This window comes from Nonlabens ponticola (assembly GCF_003966335.1).
Lineage (GTDB): Bacteria > Bacteroidota > Bacteroidia > Flavobacteriales > Flavobacteriaceae > Nonlabens > Nonlabens ponticola.
This window is the reverse complement of sequence record NZ_CP034549.1, coordinates 1,379,772-1,400,934: the sequence shown is the minus strand read 5'-3', so window position 1 is coordinate 1,400,934 and position 21,163 is coordinate 1,379,772. Positions and strand designations below refer to the sequence as shown.

Here is a 21,163-nt window from a genome sequence, read left to right as displayed (position 1 = left end):
CAGAGAGTTTTATGTCAAGTTTATGCAGTCTAATTAAAGAAGCTGTCAACAAATTCAATTTTATTGAATACCTGCAGGTCTTCCATGCCTTCACCTACTCCTATATATTTCACAGGAATCTGGAATTGATCTGATATTCCTATGACGACACCACCTTTGGCAGTACCATCCAATTTAGTAATCGCCAGTGAGCTTACTTCGGTTGCAGCAGTAAATTGTTTTGCCTGTTCAAAGGCATTTTGTCCCGTAGAACCATCGAGTACCAGCATGACATCGTGCGGTGCTTCTGGGATAACTTTATCCATGACGCGCTTGATTTTAGTAAGCTCATTCATCAAGTTGATCTTGTTATGTAGTCTTCCTGCCGTGTCTAGCAATACCACATCGGCATTGTTTGCGACAGCACTCTGCAAGGTGTCGTATGCGACGCTAGCTGGATCGCTTCCCATCTTTTGCTTGACGATATCGACGCCTACTCTATCTGCCCAAATCTGTAATTGATCCACCGCTGCCGCTCTAAAGGTATCGCCAGCTCCTAATACTACTTTTTTACCAGCTTTCTTAAATTGATGTGCCAGCTTACCTATGGTTGTCGTTTTACCAACACCATTGACGCCTACAATCATGATTACATAAGGTCCTTTGGTCTCTGGTATGGAGAATTCCGTAGCGTTGCCGCTATTTACCTCGCTTAGCAATCCTGCAATTTCCTCACGCAGTATTTTATTGAGCTCTTCGGTTCCTAGATATTTATCTCTTGCAACTCGCTCTTCAATCCTATTGATGACTTTGATGGTTGTGGCAACGCCTACATCACTTGAAACCAGTACATCTTCAAGATCATCGAGTAGGTCATCGTCAACTTTGGACTTACCTGCAACTGCCTTTCCTAGCTTGTCGAGAAAACTATTTTTGGACTTCTCAAGACCCTTATCAAGGGTCTCCTTTTTCTCTTTATTAAATATGTTTTTAAAAAAACTCATAGTTTATCGTTGGTGCTGTAAAGTTAGTCAAGTGAACTTTAATAATCAGGGCTATAAGCATCGCTGGTTATGCGCGATCATTAAACAAAAAAGACCGCGCTGCTATCGCAACGCGGTCTTATCATCTTAACTAACCAACTTACTTCTTGTTCAAGAAGTCGTTTACTAATTCTGGAGCCATGATAGCACTCACAAATGTGTAGGCACCAGTTTTAGGTGACTTAACCATCTTAATGGCTTTAGTTAATCTCTTTGACCCAGTTTGTAGGGTTGCTACTGATTTCTTTGCCATGTCTTATTATTTAATTTCTTTATGAACAGTCATACGCTTCAATACTGGGTTGAATTTCTTCAATTCCAGGCGGTCTGGCGTATTCTTTTTATTCTTAGTAGTGATGTAACGAGAAGTTCCTGGCTTACCAGTCTCTTTATGCTCAGTACATTCAAGGATTACTTGAATTCTATTTCCTTTCTTTGCCATCTTGTAATGTATTAAATAGAATTACTTGCTCAAGATGCCGTTTGCACGTGCTTCTTTCACAACTTGGGTAATTCCCTTTTTATTGATGTTCTTTATCGCTCTTGCAGATACACGTAGTGTGATCCACTTATCTTCTTCAGGTAGGTAAAAACGCTTCTTGAAAAGGTTCACGTTAAAACGACGCTTAGTCTTATTCATCGCGTGAGAAACATTGTTTCCCGACATCGCTCTCTTACCAGTAAGTTCACAAACTCGTGACATGATTATCTGTGTTTAAAATCGGACTGCAAAATAACGAATATTAATTCAATCCCACAAATCTAAATTACTGCCTTTTTTAATAATTCTTTTTGCAATAGTTCCATCGACTTATTGACTGTTTTTTGAATCACACGTTCTCTATGATTTCCCATCATGAATTTGAGAGCATATTGTTGATCACCAGTAGCAATACCTATACAAACAGTTCCTACGGCTACATCACTATCGCCCTTATCTGGACCAGCGTTACCTGTGGTAGAAACAGCAACGTCTGCCTTAAATTTTTTTCTCGCACCTATTGCCATGGCAATAGCAACTTCTTCACTCACCACACTATATTTATCTATCAAGGCTTGATCTACGTCTAGCAAATCCACTTTTGACTGGGTTGCATAGGTGACAGAAGCTCCTTTGAAAAATTGTGACGCGCCTGGATGTTGTGTCAATTGTTGCGCGATTTGGCCGCCGGTACAACTTTCTGCAACGGCAAGTGTTTTTTCTTGACTCTTAAACAAGGCACTTATCTGTTGTGAAAGTGTCTCGTCGTTGCTCTCGCCTACTATAATATCTGCTAACAATCCATACAATTGATCCACCTGCGCATCAACATCGCGAGTTACCTGTTCCTTGTCCATTCCTTTGCACGACAATCGCAGTCTTACAGATCCTAAACTAGGCAAATATGCAAGGCTTACATGACTTGGCAATAAGTTTTCCCATTGCTCAATCCTGTGCGCGATGGTACTCTCACCTTGTCCAGCTGTCAAGATCGTCCTGTGATATATATAAGGTAACTCACCTTTTTCTACTATATAAGGTATCACGTGATTGATCATCAACGCCTTCATCTCAAAGGGCACACCTGGCATGGATACAAACGTGGTGTCATTATTCACCAACAACATTCCAGGTGCGGTGCCGTATTCATTTTTTAAAATCGTGGCTTTTGACGGTAGCATCGCCTGCGTCTCATTAGCGGGCAACAATTTGTCTTTTACATATTTGGCAAACAGATCTTTGACGTGTTGCAAGGTAGCCTCGTCAAGTACCAGCTCATCTTGAAAATATGTGCATAAAGCAGTCTTGGTAACGTCGTCTTTGGTAGGTCCCAATCCGCCGGTGACTAGAACGATGTCTGATTGTTGTTCCGCTTTCGCGAAAGCTGAAACTATATGATCCTCATCATCACTAATAGACATGATCTCAAGAACTGAAACCCCAACACGATTAAGCTCTCGAGCCATCCATGCAGAATTAGTATCGACAATTTGACCTATAAGGATTTCATCACCTATGGTAATGATGGTCGCGATCATTGCGGAAAATCTTCTTTAAGTTGCTTTACCGTAGCCTGTAAATCCTCTTGTACGCGCATAAAGTGCTCACTGATATCCATAGGATCCTGTGACTTACCCCAAGCTTCTAGTACTAGAACATCTGTATGCGTACTTAAACCAAACATCTCTACCGTAGGCTTGATCTTATGGGCGTACTCGTGTACCTTATTCCTATCATCTTCTACCACACCAGTCGCCAGGTTTTCTAGATCCTGTGGTATTTCCAGGCAAAACACCTCGACCATGGATTTGATAAACTCTGGGTCGTTGTCTGAAAGTACCTTGATGTTATCTAGATTATATCGTTTACTCATTTTACTCTAATTGAAAATAATTGTTGACCACTCAAAGTGCCAACTAGCTCGTCATTCTCTATGACGCGGGAAACTCCTGATGGAGTGCCGGTAAAGATAAGGTCTCCTATTTTAAGCGTGAAAAAGGTAGAAACATAGGCTATGATCTCATCAATATTCCATAACATGTGACTTGTATTGCCATCTTGTTGCAACTCGCCATTTTTATGTAACTGAAAGTCCAGCTGTCCTAAATCACCTAGATCATTCTTGTCGATAAACTTTCTAGAAACTACGGTAGCACCATCAAAGGCCTTTGCCTTTTCCCATGGCAAACCTTGCTCCTTGCAACGTTGTTGCACATCTCGTGCGGTAAAATCAATACCTAGACCTATTTCTTGATAGTATTTATGGGCAAATTTTTTATCGATGTGCTTACCCAAGCGATTGATCTTAACCACAACCTCTACTTCATGATGAACATCATTTGAGAATTCTGGAATAAAAAACGGATTCTTATCCAATAAAATGGATGTATCCGGCTTCATGAAAACTACAGGCTCAACGGGACGCTCGTTGTCCAGCTCCTCAATATGTTTGGCATAATTGCGGCCTATGCAAATGATTTTCATTACTTGCGGCTGTAATTAGGCGCCTCTTTGGTAATGGTCACATCATGTGGATGGCTCTCATGAACACCAGCAGCCGTGATTTTTACAAACTTACCTTTATCCTTAAGCTCCTCAATCGATCCTGCACCGCAGTAACCCATTCCGGCTCTTAGGCCGCCTATAAATTGAGTCATACTTTCAACCAAATCACCTTTAAAAGGAACACGACCAACTATTCCTTCTGGCACTAATTTTTTAATATCGTCTTCTACATCCTGGAAATATCGATCCTTAGAGCCAGTTTTCATGGCTTCTACCGATCCCATACCACGGTAAGACTTGAACTTACGCCCGTCATATATAATTGTTTCTCCTGGCGACTCTGTGGTTCCTGCCAGCATCGATCCCAACATTACGCAATCTGCGCCAGCAGCTAGTGCTTTAGGTATATCACCTGTGTAACGTATACCACCATCAGCAATGACAGGAACGCCAGTTCCCTTGAGCGCATGAGATGCTTCCATCACGGCACTTAATTGTGGGAAACCTACACCAGCAACCACTCGTGTTGTACAGATAGAACCTGGACCTATTCCTACTTTCACGGCGTCTGCGCCTGCATCTGCAAGATATTTTGCAGCCTCGGCAGTAGCGACATTACCTACCACAACGTCTAGATCTGGAAATCGTTTTTTTACTTCTTTAAGTACGTTGACCACACCCTTAGTATGACCGTGTGCCGTATCAATGACGACTGCATCAACACCAGCTTCTACTAACGCTGCTGCTCTATCGACTGCATCGTGTGTCACGCCGAGGGCTGCAGCCACTCTTAGTCTACCATATCGGTCCTTATTGGCATGCGGTTTTAATGTGAGCTTTGTAATATCTCTAAAGGTTATCAAGCCTACCAACTTATCGTCGTCGCTAACTACCAGTAGTTTCTCAATCTTGTGTTCCTGCAATATCAATTCTGCTTGCTGTAGCGATGTGCCGGCTTTTGCAGTGATTAAGTTTTCTGAAGTCATGACCTCAGTCACTAATCTATCATCGTCTTTTTCAAATCGCAAGTCACGATTTGTAACGATACCTTTAATATAACCTGCTGCATCTATGATGGGAATACCACCAATGCTGTGCTCTCTCATGCTGGCTTTTGCATCGCCGATGGTAGCATCTTCTGTTAAGGTGACAGGATCGATGATCATACCACTTTCTGCACGTTTAACGCGACGTACTTTTTGAGCTTGTGCCTCAATGGACATATTCTTGTGTAAAACACCAATGCCACCTTCTTGAGCCATGGCAATCGCCATACGACTTTCAGTCACCGTATCCATCGCCGCCGAAATGACTGGAACATTCAAGGTGATATTACGTGAGAATTTTGAAGAAATACTTACCTCTCTAGGTAGTACCTCGCTGTAGCCAGGGACGAGAAGAACATCGTCATAAGTAAGGCCTTCACCAACAAACTTGGCATCGTGTGAGATCATCGCAATTAAATTTAATTGCATGCAAATATACGGCTTATTGTGACGCTCGAGAATCGATACAATTAGGATCGCAAAGCAGCTGAAATATTGGATACGAATGACATCGCAAACTTATGACTTAAGAGTTATGACTTAGGAAGATGGATTGAACTTAAACTTATAATTGAACTATCGAGTACGGAATATTGAACTTAAACTTATAATTGAACTATCGAGTACGGAATATGGAATATGGAATATGGAATATGGAATATGGAATATGGAATATGGAATATGGAATATGGAATATGGAATATGGAAATAACGAATTGGCCGAAAGGAACACATAATTAAGAAGTTAAAATCAATAATCGTTCATTGAAAACTGATCCACGACAGCTATCCACCGACAACCGTTGACTGTCAACTGATAACTGATAACTAATCTATTCAAGACTTACCTTTGCATCATGCAACTCAAATCACATTATGACACACTTGTTCTGGGCGCTGGCCTGTCTGGTTTGAGTGCTGGATTTGAATTGCACAAACAAGGCGTGGAATATGCCGTTCTTGAAAAGTCAGCCAGAGCTGGTGGCGTGATACAGTCTAAGCATGTTGATGGACTGACCATAGAATACGGACCTAATAGTCTCGTTGCCACGCCAGCTGTGAATGAACTTTTAAAAGAGCTGGATCTGGAAAAAGAAATTATTCATGCACGTCAAGAGAGCAACATACGCCAGATACTTTGGGATGACCAGCTGCACACGCTCAAGGCGTCGCCGCTCACTTTGATTACCACTAGATTGCTGTCTGTTTCTGGGAAACTGCGTATCCTTAAAGAGCCTTTTATTAAATCGAAATCACCTGCTGGCGAGAGCGTCTATGACTTTTTTGAGCGCAGATTTGGCACTCAGGTCGCGCAACGTATGGCCGGTGCGATAGTATCGGGTATCTATGCTGGTGATGCAAGAGAACTTGAAATGGCGAGCGTTTTCCCGCGGCTTGTCGAGTTGGAACGTGAATTTGGAAGCGTACTTAAAGGACTTAAAAATTCGCCCGGTGCCAGTCGCAAGATCATTACTTTGAAAAATGGTTTAGAGTCATTGGTGGTTACGCTTTCGCGAAAGCAAAACAATCATATGCACCTTGACACTGAAGTAGTCAATGTAAATAAGAACGATGCGCACTGGAAAATAAAATTATCCACGGGTGAAGAAATTACTGCTAGTCGAGTCATCTCAACCTTGCCATCCTATGCGTTGCTTAGAATTATGCCAGCCGACTTTCCAAAATTAATTATCGATTACAACCCGATGCTCACCTTGCAAACACGTGTCGATCTTGCGGAATTAGAGCGATGCTGCACAGGTTTTGGCTTTCTAGCCTCTGGCTTTGAGCGCAAGGATTTGATAGGCGTTATGTATAATGCTCTAGTTTTTGAAACAGCTCGTACGGAAACACATGGTTTGATCAATTTTTTCATCAAACCAGATCATACGGCAACCAATGAGCCAAAAAAACTATTAGATACCTTGTGCCAGCCGCTATTTGAAAAATGGACAGGCTACTCTGCTAAACTGGAGCTGCTTGATCATAAAAACTGGCCACAGGCTATACCACAAAAAAAGGTAGGTCATCACCAATTACTGAATGATATTGCTCAATGGGAATTACAGAATACTGGATTCAAGGTCGCTGGTAATTTCGTAAGCGGTGTTTCGCTGGGTGATTGCATAGATGAACATTGTAAGATGGCAGCAAGTACAGTACAATAGTATTTATCTATCACTATAAATCTTTTGATTAGAAAACTTCATAAAAATTTATTCGCTTCTTATTCTTATTAAATCTAAATAAGGTTTTAGTTTTGCAATCTGAAATTCTATTTATACTAAGTCTAAATAATGATAAGAATATTTTTAACAGGATTGGCGCTGATTTCTGCAAGTACCCTTTTTGCTCAAACTAATGACAGCATCAACAATCTTGAGTCGATTTATTTGAAACAGCGATCGCTTTTTGGAAGCCGATTTGAAAAGCTAAATCGCACTGGTAGTTCATACAAAGTAACCGCCGAAGAGCTGGAAAGATTCAATTACACAGATGTCAATCGGGTTCTATTGAAAGTTCCTGGTGTGAATATTACCGAAGAAGATGGTTTTGGTTTGCGTCCTAATATCTCTCTAAGAGGAACCCAAGCAGAACGTTCTTCTAAAATCACCTTGATGGAAGATGGTGTATTGATCGCGCCAGCGCCCTACTCTGCTCCAGCAGCTTATTATTTTCCTAATGTAGCACGCATGCAGTCTGTTGAGGTTCTCAAAGGTAGCAGTCAGATTCAATACGGCCCATTTACTACTGGTGGTGCTATCAATTTTGTATCCAGCGCAGTACCATCTGACTTGCAAGGCTACGGTCGCATCAATTTTGGAAATTACAATACGAGACAAACAGAACTGCGAGTAGGTGATTCTGGCGAGCATTTTGGGTTTGTCGCAGAGTACCTCAACTTCAATAGCGATGGCTTTAAAAGTCTCGATGGTGGCGGCAACACAGGTTTTGACCGCAATGATTACACTACCAAAGTGCGCTACAACTCCAGCGCAGATGCTAAAGTATTTCAATCAGTCACCTTAAAACTTCAATACAGTGAAGGCCTTGATAATGAGACTTACTTAGGCCTTACCGATGCAGATTTTGAAACAGATCCTTACCGTCGCTATTTATCCAGCGCAGCAGATCAAATTGATCAAGAGCATGATCAAATACAGCTAACTCATTTTATCAAACCTGCGAGCAACATATCCATAACAACAACTGGATATTCCAATAACTTCAAGCGCAACTGGTACAAACTTGATTATGTAGATACAGGTGATGGTAAAGTCAAGATCAACAATATTCTTGATCGACCAGATGAATTTGCTGATGAGTTTGCAGCAGTCTCTAGTCAAGAAGATACAGATGATGATGTTTTTGGAGTAAAGAACAATAACCGCGTTTACTATTCTCGTGGCGTTCAAACGGTAGCTCGCATCAATTGGGGTGAGACAGCGAGACAGGAACTAGAAGTTGGCGCTCGCTATCATGAGGATCAAGAAGATCGTTTTCAATGGGTAGATCTTTATGGAATAGACAACGGTGCCTTAAATCGTACCACAGCAGGCACACCAGGAACCGACGCAAATCGCGTAAGCGATGCGCAAGCGATTGCTCTACATGCACTCTACACGTTTAACTTTAATAAACTGACCTTAACGCCTGGCCTGCGATATGAGGATATCAAGCTGTCCAGAAATAATTTTGGTAGCGATGACGTCAATAGAACTGGCAGCGATCTTTCCTCAAGAGAAAATAACATTTCGGTATTTATTCCAGGAATCGGTGCTCATTATAGATGGAATAATCGACTAGCATTCTTTGGTGGTGTACATAAAGGTTTCTCGCCTCCAGGAAGTTCGCCAGATGTTGAGGAAGAAAGCAGCATCAATTATGAGTTGGGAAGTAGGTACCTTATCGGCAAACTGCGTGGTGAGACAACCCTATTCTTTAACGATTACAGTAACTTATTAGGTAGTGATCTTGCAGCAGCTGGTGGTGGCGGTACCACGGATCTTTTTAATGCTGGCGAAGTCAACGTTGCCGGTCTTGAGCTAAGTTTGAGTTATGATTTACTGGAATCTAATTTACGATTTGGCTTACCTATCACTGTAAACTACACTTATACTGATACAGAATTCCGTAATGCGTTTGATAGTGATGTTTATGGAGAGGTTCAAGTGGGTGATGAGATACCATATATAGCAAATCATCAATGGAACATCATTGCTGGATTGACCAATGCGAGATTTGATATCAATGCCAATGCAAGATTTGTCGGCGAGATGCGCACGATTGCAGGAAGCGGTGATATTGCTACTGCCAATCGTGTGGACAGCAACTTTGTAGTGGACTTATCTGCTAGATATCATTTAAGTCCTCGTGTAAGCCTGACAACTAATGTGATAAATCTACTGGACAACGATTATGCTGTATCCAGACAACCAGCTGGTTTGCGACCTGGACATCCATTTGGTATCAATGCAGGAATTATTGGTAGATTTTAATTGGCCAGCCTATCAATTTTTTAAAAGCATCGCGGCGGCGATGCTTTTTCATTTAACGCATTTTTCACGACCTATGAACGCATTACCAGTATCTTTCAATTAATGAAGTATCCTAAACTTATTGCGCCACAAAGCATTCAAAATGAAGCAGAACAAGCGCTATCTTATTATCCCGAATTGCAAGACACCGAGGTTGAATTTAAATTCAACGATATGGTGCGCAAGAATTTTATGCAGGCGCAACCTAAATGGAAAAGCCTTTTTACCTCTCGTAAAAACCGAGCCTACATCATTTTAATTAGCAAGAAGTTTCAGGTTGAAGACAAATTTTTTACTATTGATGAGATCCCTGATGATGTGTTGGTAGGCTGGTTGGGTCACGAATTGGGACACGTGATGGATTATAGATCTCGATCTACCATAGGTATGATCTTTTTTGGTTTAAAATACTTGTATTCCAAAGCACATATCAAAGAAGTTGAACGTGCAGCAGATGACTATGCAGTAAAGCACGGCATGGGTAATTACATCTTAAAAACCAAAAACTTCATTTTAAATCACACTAGTCTGTCTGATAAATACAAGAACCACATGCGCCAATTCTACTTGTCGCCAGAAGAAATTGCAGAGCTGATCAACAGATACGGCGAGACTGGCGAGAAGCCTAGTATGCAGGAAATGAGTTAACATTTAGGAGTCCGTCATCTTTATAACGTTTTGTAAAGTTTTGCTTTCGCGAAAGCGCAATCCTATTAAATTGTATTGCTAGATTACCCTTTGTAATTAGTAACAAATTCTTCCCAAGCCTCTTGCTTATCGTCAGATAATACCTTGGCCATTTTTACCTGTCCGCCTTTCTTTTTTTGATGCTCGTTCCAGGCAGCAAAAATATCTGGATCTACCTTAGTGACTTTTACTCCTTTCAAGGCTTTTGTTCTAGCTACCTTATAGTTTTTGTTAGCTTCCTGTAATGATTGGTCCAGGGCCTCTTTCAAGTCTTCTTCACTAGTTTCTGTATCAGTTCCCAGATACCAATAGTGATAAAAATCTCCTTGATCATCCTGTCGAGCATACACGGTAAACTCTTTGATACTGGTATTGAATTGCTCCTGCAGTTCTTGAACTGCTTTTTCCATTTTCAAAACTGAAAGCTGGCTACCAACAACGTTTAAAAAGAATTTGGTGCGACCTGTAATTTTGATTTCGGCGTGATCGACATCTGTAAAAGCAATAGTGTCGCCTATCAAATAGCGCCATGCACCACTGACCGTGGAGATGATTAATACGTAATCCACATCCTTTTCCACTTGAGCCATGGTAAGCGCTGGTGCATTTTGCGAGATGCTGCCGTCTGGCTCTATGTATTCTGGTTTAAAGGGTACAAATTCAAAGTAGATGCCACCATCCGTAATCAATTGCATAGAATCTGTCTCCTGTCGCTGCTGGCAAGCGATGAACCCTTCACTCGCTAGATAGGTGTCCACGATTTGAACAGGTTTTGAAAATAGCTTCTCAAAGCTTTTGCGATATGGCTCGAACGCCACGCCACCTGATGTATAAACACTCAAGGAAGGCCATACATCGTGAATGCTGTCCACACCATGGTGATCCATCACTTTTTTAAGCATCATTTCTAGCCATGACGGTATGCCGCTTATCATGGCAATATCCCAATCACCCGATTCCTGTGCAATGCGCTCCACACGCTCATCCCAATCGTCAATGCGTGAGATCTCACTACCAGGACGATACTTACTTTCCAGAAATTCAGGAATATTACTGGCTGCGATACCGCTAATCTCACCTACTTTAAAGCCATCAACTTCATCAAGATCTGTACTGCTACCTAGTGCCAGCGCCTCTTTTTCAAAAACCTCGGCATCCAGATCAAAATTGGTTAGCGAGCTTACTTGTCGAGTTCCGGCAGCTCTAATGGCATCCAGCATTTCGTCTGTTACGGGAATCATCTTTGATTTCTTGCCAGTAGTGCCACTGCTGCGCGCCATGTAGTTGGGCAAGCCAGGCCAGGTTACATTTTCCTCACCTTTTTTAATACGTTGCCACCATTTCTCATCCATAGAGTTATAGTCATGATAAGGTACTGCATCTGCAAACATGGCCGCAGGCTCGTCTGATGCCAGGATAGAATTAAAGTCATAGTTCTCTCCAAAGGCCGTGTCCTTTGCTTTATCAAGCAAATTCTGCAATACTTTTTCCTGCGCCTCCACATGATTATCTACATGAGTGAAATACTCATGAACGTTGAGTGCAGCTTTAATTATAGGACCTAGGATTGCCATGAAAATTGAAATTTGGTCAAAAATAACTAAGTCAACTTGCTAGCGTGATAAGCACAGGTCAATTAGCATAGGTTTAACCTGCTAGGATCTTGTGGCTTTAATCTCAAAAATAGTAGGGTACAATTGGTTTTCTAAATAATATAAATCTCCTTTTTTTGTCATTTCTGGGAATACATTATATGGACTGCCGTCATGCTCTGCAAAAAGCTCGATGGTGAGACCTGCATCGATCAAGGATTGTATCACTTCGCTTAGGGGATGATTCCAAGTATATTCCTTACTGTTCAAATCACTTTCAGTCGAGGCATAGCTGCCAGAGTATTCCTCATAGATGACCTCTTTATTTGAGTATGGATATTTCATGACGGCTGGCTTTTCTAGGTAATCAAACATCCATGCGATTGGGTGAAACTCTACCATATAAAAGGTACCACCAGGTTTGAGCATGGTGGCAATCATTTGTGCCCATGGCTTTAAATCTGGTAACCAGCCTATCACTCCATAGCTGGTAAAAACGATGTCAAATTTCTTATCGATATGAGATGCTGTATCAAAAACATTGCATGAAACAAATTTGGCTGGAATCTTCAACTCAGCACTTAGTTCTCGCGCCTTGTTGATTGCTGTTTCTGAAAAGTCTACGCCTGTGACTGTAGCACCTTTATGCGCCCAACTCAGACTGTCTTGCCCAAAATGACATTGCAGGTGCAGCACAGACTTGCCGGTAACATTTCCTAAAGCATTTATCTCGTAGGAGTTCAATGAATTTTTTGCTTTCGCGAAAGCGGAACTATCATAAAAGCCACTGCTATAATGAGCATTTGTCCTATCGTTCCAGGTTTGCCTGTTGATCTCGATGGCTTTTAAGACGTCTGGGTTTTGGTCTTTCATGATTTTGGCTATCAAATTATCGATCTAGCATTATTTGAGACTAGAAACTTGCTAAAACAACAAAACTAAAGCACTTAACCGAGTGAAATGATAAATCGTTTAGCTGCAGTTAAAATTTTAACATTTGTCAATTTTATGTAATTAACTGTTTATGAGATGGATAATAATACGTGTTTATACAAATGATAATTAGTTGGTAATAACTCTGTACAAATCCTTAGTTGGTTAACACAAATTTTGGTTTCTTTCTAGCCTGTTTTAATCAAAACCCAAACAAATGAATTTAAAAACTACCTGGTTATCCGTTTCCCTTATGACGGTAATGACCTCGATCTCATTTGCTCAAACCGAGCAGGATCGTGCGCAGATCAAATCCAGAATGGATGTGAGCAATCTGCAACAGTTGTCTCAAAAATTTGAGGCCAAAGAAAAAATTGAAAAAGCTGCTGTGAGAGCTGCTGCCATCGCTGGGAATATCCCGATGATTCAAAAATCCAGTGATGGATCCTATCAAGAATTGCAGCGCATTGATCCAGACGGTACGCTTATTTACTACACTACCTATAATGTAGCAGCTGCAAAATCTACCCGCGCTAATTTCCTGCACAACAATGGTGGATTAGGACTTAATGTAGAAGGTCAAAATATGACTGGTTACATTTGGGATGGTGGTCTGGCTCGCGGCACGCACCAGGAATATGATGGACCTGGTGGTAACAATCGTTTTACCATAGGTGATAATTCTACCACACTCAACTTTCACGCAGCCCACGTTACAGGTACCGTGATCGCTTATGGAGCAAATGCCAATGCAAAAGGTATGGCACCACAGGCTAAAGCTGTAGGTCATGACTGGAACAATGATACTGCCGAGGTTGCCGCACAAGCTGCCAACGGTATGTTATTGTCCAACCACTCTTATGGTTATAGAGGTGATCAATTGCCGGACTATTATTTTGGCGCCTACATCACAGATTCTAGGGATTGGGATGAGTTGATGTTCAATGCACCTTATTTCTTAATGGTAAAAGCCGCTGGTAACGATGGTAACCAGAATACTTACAATGGTGCACCACTAGGTGGCAATTCTGCTTATGACAAACTATCTGGCGCGGCAACTGCAAAGAATAACATGGTAGTAGCAAATGCAAACGACGCAGTCATCAACAGCGACGGATCTTTAGGAAGTGTGACCATAAACTCTAGTAGTAGTGAAGGTCCTACTGATGATTTGAGAATTAAGCCAGACATTACTGGTAACGGTACACAGGTATTTTCTACCTATGAAACTAGCGACACAGCTTACAACTCAATCACAGGAACGTCCATGGCGTCACCTAATGTGATGGGTTCACTCCTATTGTTACAACAGCTGCACAATGAGACAGCAGGTTCATACATGAGAGCTGCGACGGTAAAAGGTCTTGCACTACACACGGCAGATGATGCTGGAATGGTAGGTCCAGATCCAATTTACGGTTGGGGTTTAATGAATACTAAAAAGGCTGCAGAAGTTATCACCAATGAAGGAACTGCTTCTCAAATTTCTGAACTTACTTTAAGTGCTGGTGAGACATATGAGATTACCGTGAACTCTGATGGCATCAATGACTTAATGGCTTCTATCTCTTGGACTGACCGTGCTGGAGTTGCAACTACAGCAACAAATAGCAACACAGCTAGACTTGTCAATGACCTTGACGTGCGTGTCTCTAAAAATGGCTCAACGTTTTTACCTTGGAGATTGACTGGGGTTAATACCAATGGACTAGGTGACAATTCAAGAGATCCTTATGAGCGCATTACTGTAGCAAATGCCTCTGGGACCTATACCATAAGAGTTACCCATAAAGGAACGCTTACCGGCGGTTCTCAGAATTATTCATTGATCGTTACAGGAATCGCAGCACAGGCACAGCCATGTGTAGCTTCAGTGCCGGCTAACGTTCAATTGAACGGCGCAAGCGACAAAGATGCCACCATAGGATGGACTGCAATTCCTAGTGCTTCTTATGTTGTACGCTTTCGCGAAAGCGGAACAACTGCATGGACGACACAACAAGTTAACAATGCGACTGCAAACCTTACTGGACTTACTGCAAATACAGCTTATCAAGTTCAGGTGAGAAGCGTATGTGCTGACGGTTCTCAAAGTGCATACAGCTCGACAATCAATTTCTCTACGACCAGTGTTCAGTACTGTGCGTCTAAAGGAAATAGCGTGGCAGATGAGTACATCAGCAATTTCAAATTAAATGCGATCAATAAATCAAGTACGGGCAATGCAGCTGGTTATAGCAACTTTACAGCCTCAAGCACAGACCTAGCAGTTGGCGATTCATACACCTTAGAAATAACGCCTACATGGACTGGAACTAAGTATAATGAGGCTTATGCAATGTGGATTGATTACAATCAAGATGGCGATTTCAACGATGCTGGTGAGCAAGTCTTCACTGCTGCACCATCGCAAAATGTACTGATTTCTGGATCATTTACAGTTCCGAGTGGTGCTGCGAGTGGCGCAACTCGCCTGAGAGTTTCTATGAAATATAATGCGTTGCCAACAGCTTGTGAAACATTTGACTATGGCGAGGTAGAAGATTACACGGTGAATGTAGGAAGCGTTGTCGCTGATACAACAGCACCGACAGCGCCAGGCTCACTTGTTGCAAATAACGTGAGTGAGACCTCTGCAACTCTGGTCTGGAATGCATCAAGTGATAATGTAGGCGTGACTGGCTATGAAGTTTATAATGGTTCTAATCTACTTACTACAACAACTAACACAAGTCAAGTAGTAAATGGATTATTTATTGGGACGACCTACAGCTTTAGTATTGTAGCTGTTGATGCAGCTGGAAACAAGTCCAATGCTTCTAATGTAGTAAATGTTACACCAGTTGATCAAACGGCGCCTAGCGTGCCAGCAAATGTGGTAGTAAGCGCGATCACACAAACTACAGCATCCTTAAACTGGAATGCTTCTACAGATAATGTTGGCGTGACAGAATATGATGTGTATTCAAATGGTGCATTACTAGGCTCTCTTGCAGGAACAACTGCAAACTTGACTGGATTGACCGCTGGAACAAACTATTCAGTTAGAGTGGCAGCTAAAGATGCTGCTGGAAACATCAGTAATCAAAGTGCGGCAGTGAGCTTTACTACAGAGCCAGAGGCGTCTGCTGGATGTGTGGCTACAGCTGGAACACCTTATGCAGAAGGTTTTGAATCTGGTTTAGGTGGCTGGACTCAAGGGACTGGCGATGATTTTAACTGGACTCGTAGAAGCGGTGGCACGCCGTCTAATGCAACTGGACCATCAAGCGCAAGCGAAGGTTCTAACTATGTTTACATGGAATCATCGGCACCTAACTACAGCACCAAAACCGCAATATTAAACTCGCCATGTTTTGATCTTGCTGGAGTAAGTGATGCTACACTTACCTTCAAGTATCATATGTATGGTGCTACCAATATGGGTGGTCTATTGCTACAAGCATCTGAAGATGATGGAGCGAGCTGGTCAACCGTATGGAGCAAGTCTGGTAATCAAGGTAACGCCTGGAGAGATGCCAGCGTTGACTTATCAGCATATAGTGCAGGAACAGTAAGATTGAGATTTAATGGTACTACAGGAACTACATGGCAAGGTGATATGGCTATCGATGATGTGAAACTCACCGATGGTGCAGCAGCACAACCCGTAGCAGCTAACTTGAGAATTACTTTTGACAACTACCCAGAAGAGACAAGCTGGACGTTAGTTAATAGTTCGGGCGCAACAGTTGCCTCTGGTGGAACGTATGCATCTCAAGCAGACGGCTCTACCGTAAACATTCCATTGACGTTGCCAGAGGATTGTTATACGTTGACTTTTACTGATGCCTACGGCGATGGTATTTGTTGCCAATACGGTAATGGTAGTTATGCATTGACTAACAGTTCAAATGGTGCTGTACTTGCATCAGGTGGATCATTTACTAGAACAGATGTAAAATCTTTCTGTTTAGGTAATGCTACTAATAATGATTATCAATATGCGGTGAATAAGTCACCAATAGACGATGCGCCATTATTCTCGATTTATCCCAATCCAGTTGAAAACGGAACCTTAAATGTGAAAGTGACAAGTCTTGAAAACATCAAGTATAGTGTGCTTAACATGCAAGGACAGCAGGTACTACAAGGTGAAACCACTCAAGCGATTAACGTGAGTAATCTTGCCGTAGGTGTTTACATGCTACAAATTGAGACTAAAAAAGAAACGCTCGTAGAGCGATTCATTATTAAGTAGGGCTTCTAGCTTACCAGCAAGAAAGGCTGTTCCTAACGGAACGGCCTTTTTTTATGTTTTGATTTTTGTTTAACCTATTCAAGGATTGATTAAACCTACTTTTGAGATTATAGCATTATGAAACACTACAGCCTATACGAAATAAAAAAAATGGAGCGCCACTATCGTGGTCATCTTATCAATAGTATAACCGGATTCAAGAGTGCCAATTTATTAGCCACAAGATCAGAAGATGGCGTTGACAACGTGGCGATTTTTAGCAGTGTAACCCATCTAGGAAGTGATCCAGCATTGTTTGGATACATACAAAGACCATTGGGTCATGGCGCTGGTCACACTTATGAGAACTTAAAGGCAACCAATTCTATAACACTTAATCACATTAACATGGATCTGGTAGATGCAGCGCATCAAAGCAGTGCCAAGTATGATCCTAAACTATCAGAATTTGATTTGCTAGGAATAGAAAGATTTAAGCGTGATGGGTTCAAAGCCCCTTTCGTGAAATATGCTCATGTACAAGTAGCAGCGACCTATGAAAACGAGTACTATCTTAAAGAAAACGATTGTCGGCTGGTCATTTGCAGAATCACAGACATTTTTCTAGCTCCAGAAATCCAGACGGATGATGGTTGGGTCAATCTTGATAAGGCAGGAACAGTAACTATCAATGGACTGGACGCTTATGCAACTGCTACTGTAGAAAAGCGATTGAGTTATGCTAAGGTTGATCAAAAGCTTGAGGAAATAGAGATCAAAAAATGATGAAACAAAAAGCACGCAATCCGCATAATCTACCTACTAAAGTTTGTCCCGTTTGTGAACGAGAGTTTACCTGGCGCAAGAAGTGGGAAAAGAATTGGGAAAGCGTGATCTACTGTAGTAAAAAATGCAGTTCTAATAAATAATATGAAGAGAAAATGGCAAGTTTAGTCTGGTTTAGAAATGATTTAAGAACACAAGATCAAGTAAGTCTTAAGGCTGCCTGTGATGCAGAAGGTAGTGTGATAGGCGTGTATTTTTTTGACCCTCGATTCTACAAAGAAAGTGATTTCAATCTTAACGTGGATATAGAGTTACCTTTTAGCCGTACTGGTAAATATCGCGCACAATTCATAATAGAATCCGTCGAGGATTTGCGCAGGCAATTGGATGAGATAAATATCCCGTTATTGGTATTTCATGACAAGCCAGCTGCTGTCATACCATCATTGATTGAAAAACATGATATCAAGAACATTTACCTGCAAAAGGAATGGACGCGTGATGAAATAGAGCAGGAAGAAGAGCTGGGCCAAGCGTTGGAAGAAAAAGGACTGAAAGACCAAGTAAAAGGTCACAGATTCTACGATCAGTTTTTATATCATCCTGACGATATACCGTTTGATAGTTTTGATAAAATCCCTAAGGTATTTACCGAGCTGCGCAAGAAACTAGAAAAAGAATCCAGCGTGCGCGATCTTATTGAGATTGATAATTATTCTCAAGAAGCGATCGATGTTGAGAACACTGACTTACCAACTCTAGAAGATTTAGGATTAGAGACTTTTGAGAAAGATGAACGCACGGCTTTTCCATGGAAAGGCGGCAGCAAGACGGCATGGAATCGACTGCAGCATTATTTCTGGAAAACAGAACAACTCAAAAGCTACAAAAAAACCAGAAACGGACTCGTAGGAACTGATTACAGCAGCAAATTCAGCGCATGGTTGGCAGTAGGTAGCATTAGCCCTCGTGAGATCTATCATGAGGTGAAAAAGTTTGAGAAAGAGATCAAGAAAAATCAGGATACGTATTGGTTGGTTTTTGAATTAATCTGGCGAGATTTTTTCAAATATGTATCACTTAAACATCGCGAGAAGATCTTTGACATAGGTGGTATTCTACAAAAAGATTATGATTGGAAGGCTAACGATAAAGAACTCAAGAAATGGATGCAAGGCGAGACGCATGAGAATTTTGTCAATGCAAACATGAAGGAGATCGCCGCCACTGGATTCATGAGTAACCGTGGCCGTCAAAATGTAGCCAGCTATTGGTCTATGCATCGCGAGCAGGATTGGCGTATAGGCGCTGCCTATTTTGAACACATTCTCATTGACTATGACGTACACAGCAACTACGGTAACTGGATGTACAACAGCGGCGTGGGCAACGATCCTAGAAATCGCACCTTCAACATTCAATCGCAGGCAGATCGCTATGATGGCGACCATGAATATCGTGACTTGTGGTTAAGTGAGTAATAATTTTGCTTTCGCGCCTGCCTGCCGGCAGGCAGGAAAGCGTAATCATGAAAACTACTTTACTCATAAAATATGCAGGAATAGTCATATTTCTTACTGCACGTGGTTCAACAAATTCTGTGAAAGCCTTAACGCAAATCAAAACAGTCACGTAGTAATTTACTGACTTTAAAAAGCCAAAAACACTCTACTTTCCAAAATTATGAGCGATAGCAAACCAAAAACACTGCGATTTATACTGGGTGATCAACTCAACCACAAACACAGCTGGTTTAATGGCGATCAAGAGCACATTATTTACCACATGGCAGAGATGCGCCAGGAAACGGACTATGTCAAGCACCATATTCAAAAGGTTTGTGCGTTTTTTCTTGCCATGCGTGGTTTCAATGAATGGATGAATGACCGTGGCTGGGAAACCGTTTATTATGAGCTAGACCATAAGGACAATGAGCAAGATCTTGAGAAAAACATTAAGAACTTGATCAAAGAACATGATATAGAAAAGTTTGAATACCTCGCTCCCGATGAGTGGCGACTGGACAAACAGCTCAAGGATATATGCGACTCGCTCGATATAGAATGGGAAGGCTATGATACAGAGCATTTTTATACCAAAAGGAAAGACGTAGAGAAATTTTTTGAAGGCAAGAAGCGCATGACGATGGAATATTTCTACCGTGATATGCGCAAGAAGCACGATATACTTATAGAAGGCGACAAAGAACCTGAAGGTGGCGACTGGAACTATGACAAGAGCAACAGGCAAAAGTGGGAACATGATACAGAAATCCCTCATGAGAAAGGGTTCCGGAAGGATGTGAGTGACATTGTAAAGTTGCTAGAAGATGAAGGTGTGAAGACTTTTGGCCGTATTGACGAAAAGAATTTCAACTGGCCAGTAACGCGCAGCGACGCGCTTGATGTACTCAATTATTTCTGTGAGAATTTGCTGGTGCATTTTGGCGACTATCAAGATGCCATGCATACTGAGGAAGAATATCTGTACCACTCACGTTTAAGTTTTACCATGAACAGCAAGCTTCTAAGCCCAAAAGAAGTGATTGAGAAAGTCATCGAGGCTTATCGTGATAGTAAGGATATAGAGATCTCACAGGTTGAAGGTTTTGTAAGACAAATTCTAGGCTGGCGTGAATTCATGCGTGGTATCTACTGGAAGGAAATGCCAGATTATCAATCTAAAAACGAGCTGGATAACAAGAACGACTTGCCAGATTTCTATTGGACTGGCGAGACCAAAATGAAATGCCTGAGCGAGTCGATCAATAATTCACTGGATAATGCCTATGCGCACCACATACAGCGATTAATGATCACAGGAAATTATGCACTACTAACGATGACGGAACCTAGTTATGTAGACGAGTGGTATCTAGGTGTTTATATCGATGCTGTAGAATGGGTAGAGATTACCAACGTGCGCGGCATGTCTCAATTTGCAGACGGCGGTATCATCGCTACCAAGCCCTATGTATCTAGCGGTAGCTACATCAATAAAATGAGCAACTACTGCAAGAACTGCGAGTATAGCGTGAGCAAAAAAGGTGGCGAGGACGGCGCGTGTCCTTTCAATTCGCTGTATTGGAATTTCCTAGACGAGAAAAAATCTCATTTTGAGAACAACCAACGTATGAACATGATCATGTCAAATCTCAAGAAAATGGATAGCGATAAATTAAAGGCACATAAAAAACGCGCACAAGACGTGATTGAGAATCCGCAGAATTATTGATTCATAAGTTTCTAATTGCTTTTGTAGAAACCTTACATTTTAAAATCACAAATTTTGCAAAATTGATGGTTTGTTAACAGACTGCTTTAAACCAAGTGTCTAAATTGTTCATGAAATCAA

At 41.6% G+C, this 21,163-nt stretch carries 19 protein-coding genes; 9 read left to right on the top strand and 10 right to left on the bottom strand.

Translation table 11 applies throughout. The features are described 5' to 3' along the window. Positions 1-29: 29 nt before the first annotated feature. The 8 genes from ftsY to guaB all read right to left on the bottom strand — a co-directional run bounded on the left by ftsY (position 30) and on the right by guaB (position 5,462). Positions 30-983 carry a signal recognition particle-docking protein FtsY gene (gene ftsY / locus EJ995_RS06270; RefSeq protein WP_126446703.1) on the bottom strand — a complete coding sequence of 318 codons (954 nt, stop codon included), beginning with the start codon at positions 981-983 and terminating at the stop codon, positions 30-32. Between the two features lie 139 nt (positions 984-1,122). Beyond that, positions 1,123-1,275 (bottom strand): DUF4295 domain-containing protein, encoded by a 153-nt coding sequence (locus EJ995_RS06265; protein WP_126446701.1) that lies wholly within the window; start codon positions 1,273-1,275, stop codon positions 1,123-1,125. A gap of 6 nt (positions 1,276-1,281) precedes the next feature. After that, positions 1,282-1,464, bottom strand: coding sequence for a 50S ribosomal protein L33 (gene rpmG, locus EJ995_RS06260; RefSeq protein WP_126446699.1), 183 nt, complete (start codon positions 1,462-1,464; stop codon positions 1,282-1,284). 21 nt (positions 1,465-1,485) lie between these two features. Next, the gene (gene rpmB / locus EJ995_RS06255; protein ID WP_126446697.1) at positions 1,486-1,725 is read right to left on the bottom strand and encodes a 50S ribosomal protein L28; all 240 of its coding nucleotides are present in this window, start codon (positions 1,723-1,725) and stop codon (positions 1,486-1,488) included. A 59-nt stretch (positions 1,726-1,784) separates the two neighbouring features. Next, the gene (locus EJ995_RS06250) at positions 1,785-3,041 is read right to left on the bottom strand and encodes a CinA family nicotinamide mononucleotide deamidase-related protein (RefSeq protein WP_126446695.1); all 1,257 of its coding nucleotides are present in this window, start codon (positions 3,039-3,041) and stop codon (positions 1,785-1,787) included. Continuing rightward, positions 3,038-3,376 carry an Hpt domain-containing protein gene (locus EJ995_RS06245; RefSeq protein WP_126446693.1) on the bottom strand — a complete coding sequence of 113 codons (339 nt, stop codon included), beginning with the start codon at positions 3,374-3,376 and terminating at the stop codon, positions 3,038-3,040. The genes EJ995_RS06250 and EJ995_RS06245 overlap by 4 nt, the downstream gene beginning before the upstream one ends. Next, positions 3,373-3,987, bottom strand: a complete 615-nt coding sequence (locus EJ995_RS06240) for a fumarylacetoacetate hydrolase family protein (RefSeq protein ID WP_126446691.1) — start codon at positions 3,985-3,987, stop codon at positions 3,373-3,375. Before EJ995_RS06240 ends, EJ995_RS06245 begins: the two co-directional genes overlap by 4 nt. Next, positions 3,987-5,462 (bottom strand): IMP dehydrogenase, encoded by a 1,476-nt coding sequence (gene guaB, locus EJ995_RS06235; RefSeq protein WP_126448887.1) that lies wholly within the window; start codon positions 5,460-5,462, stop codon positions 3,987-3,989. The genes EJ995_RS06240 and guaB overlap by 1 nt, the downstream gene beginning before the upstream one ends. Before the next feature lie 163 nt (positions 5,463-5,625). Here guaB and EJ995_RS13150 point away from each other — a divergent pair, with 163 nt between their 5' ends. From EJ995_RS13150 to EJ995_RS06220, 4 genes are all read left to right on the top strand, one after another. Further along, entirely contained in the window at positions 5,626-5,766 is a 141-nt protein-coding gene (locus EJ995_RS13150; protein ID WP_164549880.1) for a hypothetical protein, read from the top strand. Between the two features lie 145 nt (positions 5,767-5,911). Continuing rightward, on the top strand, positions 5,912-7,222 hold the full coding sequence (hemG, locus tag EJ995_RS06230) for a protoporphyrinogen oxidase (RefSeq protein WP_126446690.1): 1,311 nt from the start codon (positions 5,912-5,914) through the stop codon (positions 7,220-7,222). A gap of 129 nt (positions 7,223-7,351) precedes the next feature. After that, positions 7,352-9,553: a TonB-dependent receptor family protein gene (locus EJ995_RS06225; protein WP_126446688.1), complete on the top strand. Its 2,202-nt coding sequence runs from the start codon at positions 7,352-7,354 to the stop codon at positions 9,551-9,553. A gap of 102 nt (positions 9,554-9,655) precedes the next feature. Then, positions 9,656-10,240 carry a hypothetical protein gene (locus EJ995_RS06220; protein WP_126446686.1) on the top strand — a complete coding sequence of 195 codons (585 nt, stop codon included), beginning with the start codon at positions 9,656-9,658 and terminating at the stop codon, positions 10,238-10,240. A gap of 83 nt (positions 10,241-10,323) precedes the next feature. On the opposite strand, the gene EJ995_RS06215 is transcribed toward EJ995_RS06220, so the two are convergent. After that, positions 10,324-11,853: a GH3 family domain-containing protein gene (locus EJ995_RS06215; RefSeq protein ID WP_126446684.1), complete on the bottom strand. Its 1,530-nt coding sequence runs from the start codon at positions 11,851-11,853 to the stop codon at positions 10,324-10,326. 81 nt (positions 11,854-11,934) lie between these two features. After that, a complete protein-coding gene (locus tag EJ995_RS06210) occupies positions 11,935-12,744 on the bottom strand; it encodes a class I SAM-dependent methyltransferase (RefSeq protein WP_126446682.1) in 810 nt (269 codons plus the stop codon). 277 nt (positions 12,745-13,021) lie between these two features. Between EJ995_RS06210 and EJ995_RS06205 the strand changes: the two genes are divergently transcribed. The 5 genes from EJ995_RS06205 (at position 13,022) to EJ995_RS06185 (ending at position 21,043) form a co-directional block, all read left to right on the top strand. Continuing rightward, positions 13,022-17,044 carry a fibronectin type III domain-containing protein gene (locus EJ995_RS06205; RefSeq protein ID WP_126446680.1) on the top strand — a complete coding sequence of 1,341 codons (4,023 nt, stop codon included), beginning with the start codon at positions 13,022-13,024 and terminating at the stop codon, positions 17,042-17,044. Positions 17,045-17,161: 117 nt separating this feature from the next. Beyond that, a complete protein-coding gene (locus tag EJ995_RS06200) occupies positions 17,162-17,809 on the top strand; it encodes a flavin reductase family protein (protein WP_126446678.1) in 648 nt (215 codons plus the stop codon). After that, positions 17,809-17,952, top strand: a complete 144-nt coding sequence (locus EJ995_RS06195) for a DUF2256 domain-containing protein (protein ID WP_126448886.1) — start codon at positions 17,809-17,811, stop codon at positions 17,950-17,952. Before EJ995_RS06200 ends, EJ995_RS06195 begins: the two co-directional genes overlap by 1 nt. A 12-nt stretch (positions 17,953-17,964) precedes the next feature. Then, complete coding sequence (locus EJ995_RS06190; RefSeq protein WP_126446676.1) at positions 17,965-19,290, top strand: DASH family cryptochrome; 1,326 nt, start codon at positions 17,965-17,967, stop codon at positions 19,288-19,290. A gap of 202 nt (positions 19,291-19,492) precedes the next feature. Continuing rightward, a complete protein-coding gene (locus tag EJ995_RS06185) occupies positions 19,493-21,043 on the top strand; it encodes a cryptochrome/photolyase family protein (RefSeq protein ID WP_126446674.1) in 1,551 nt (516 codons plus the stop codon). Positions 21,044-21,163: the final 120 nt, after the last annotated feature.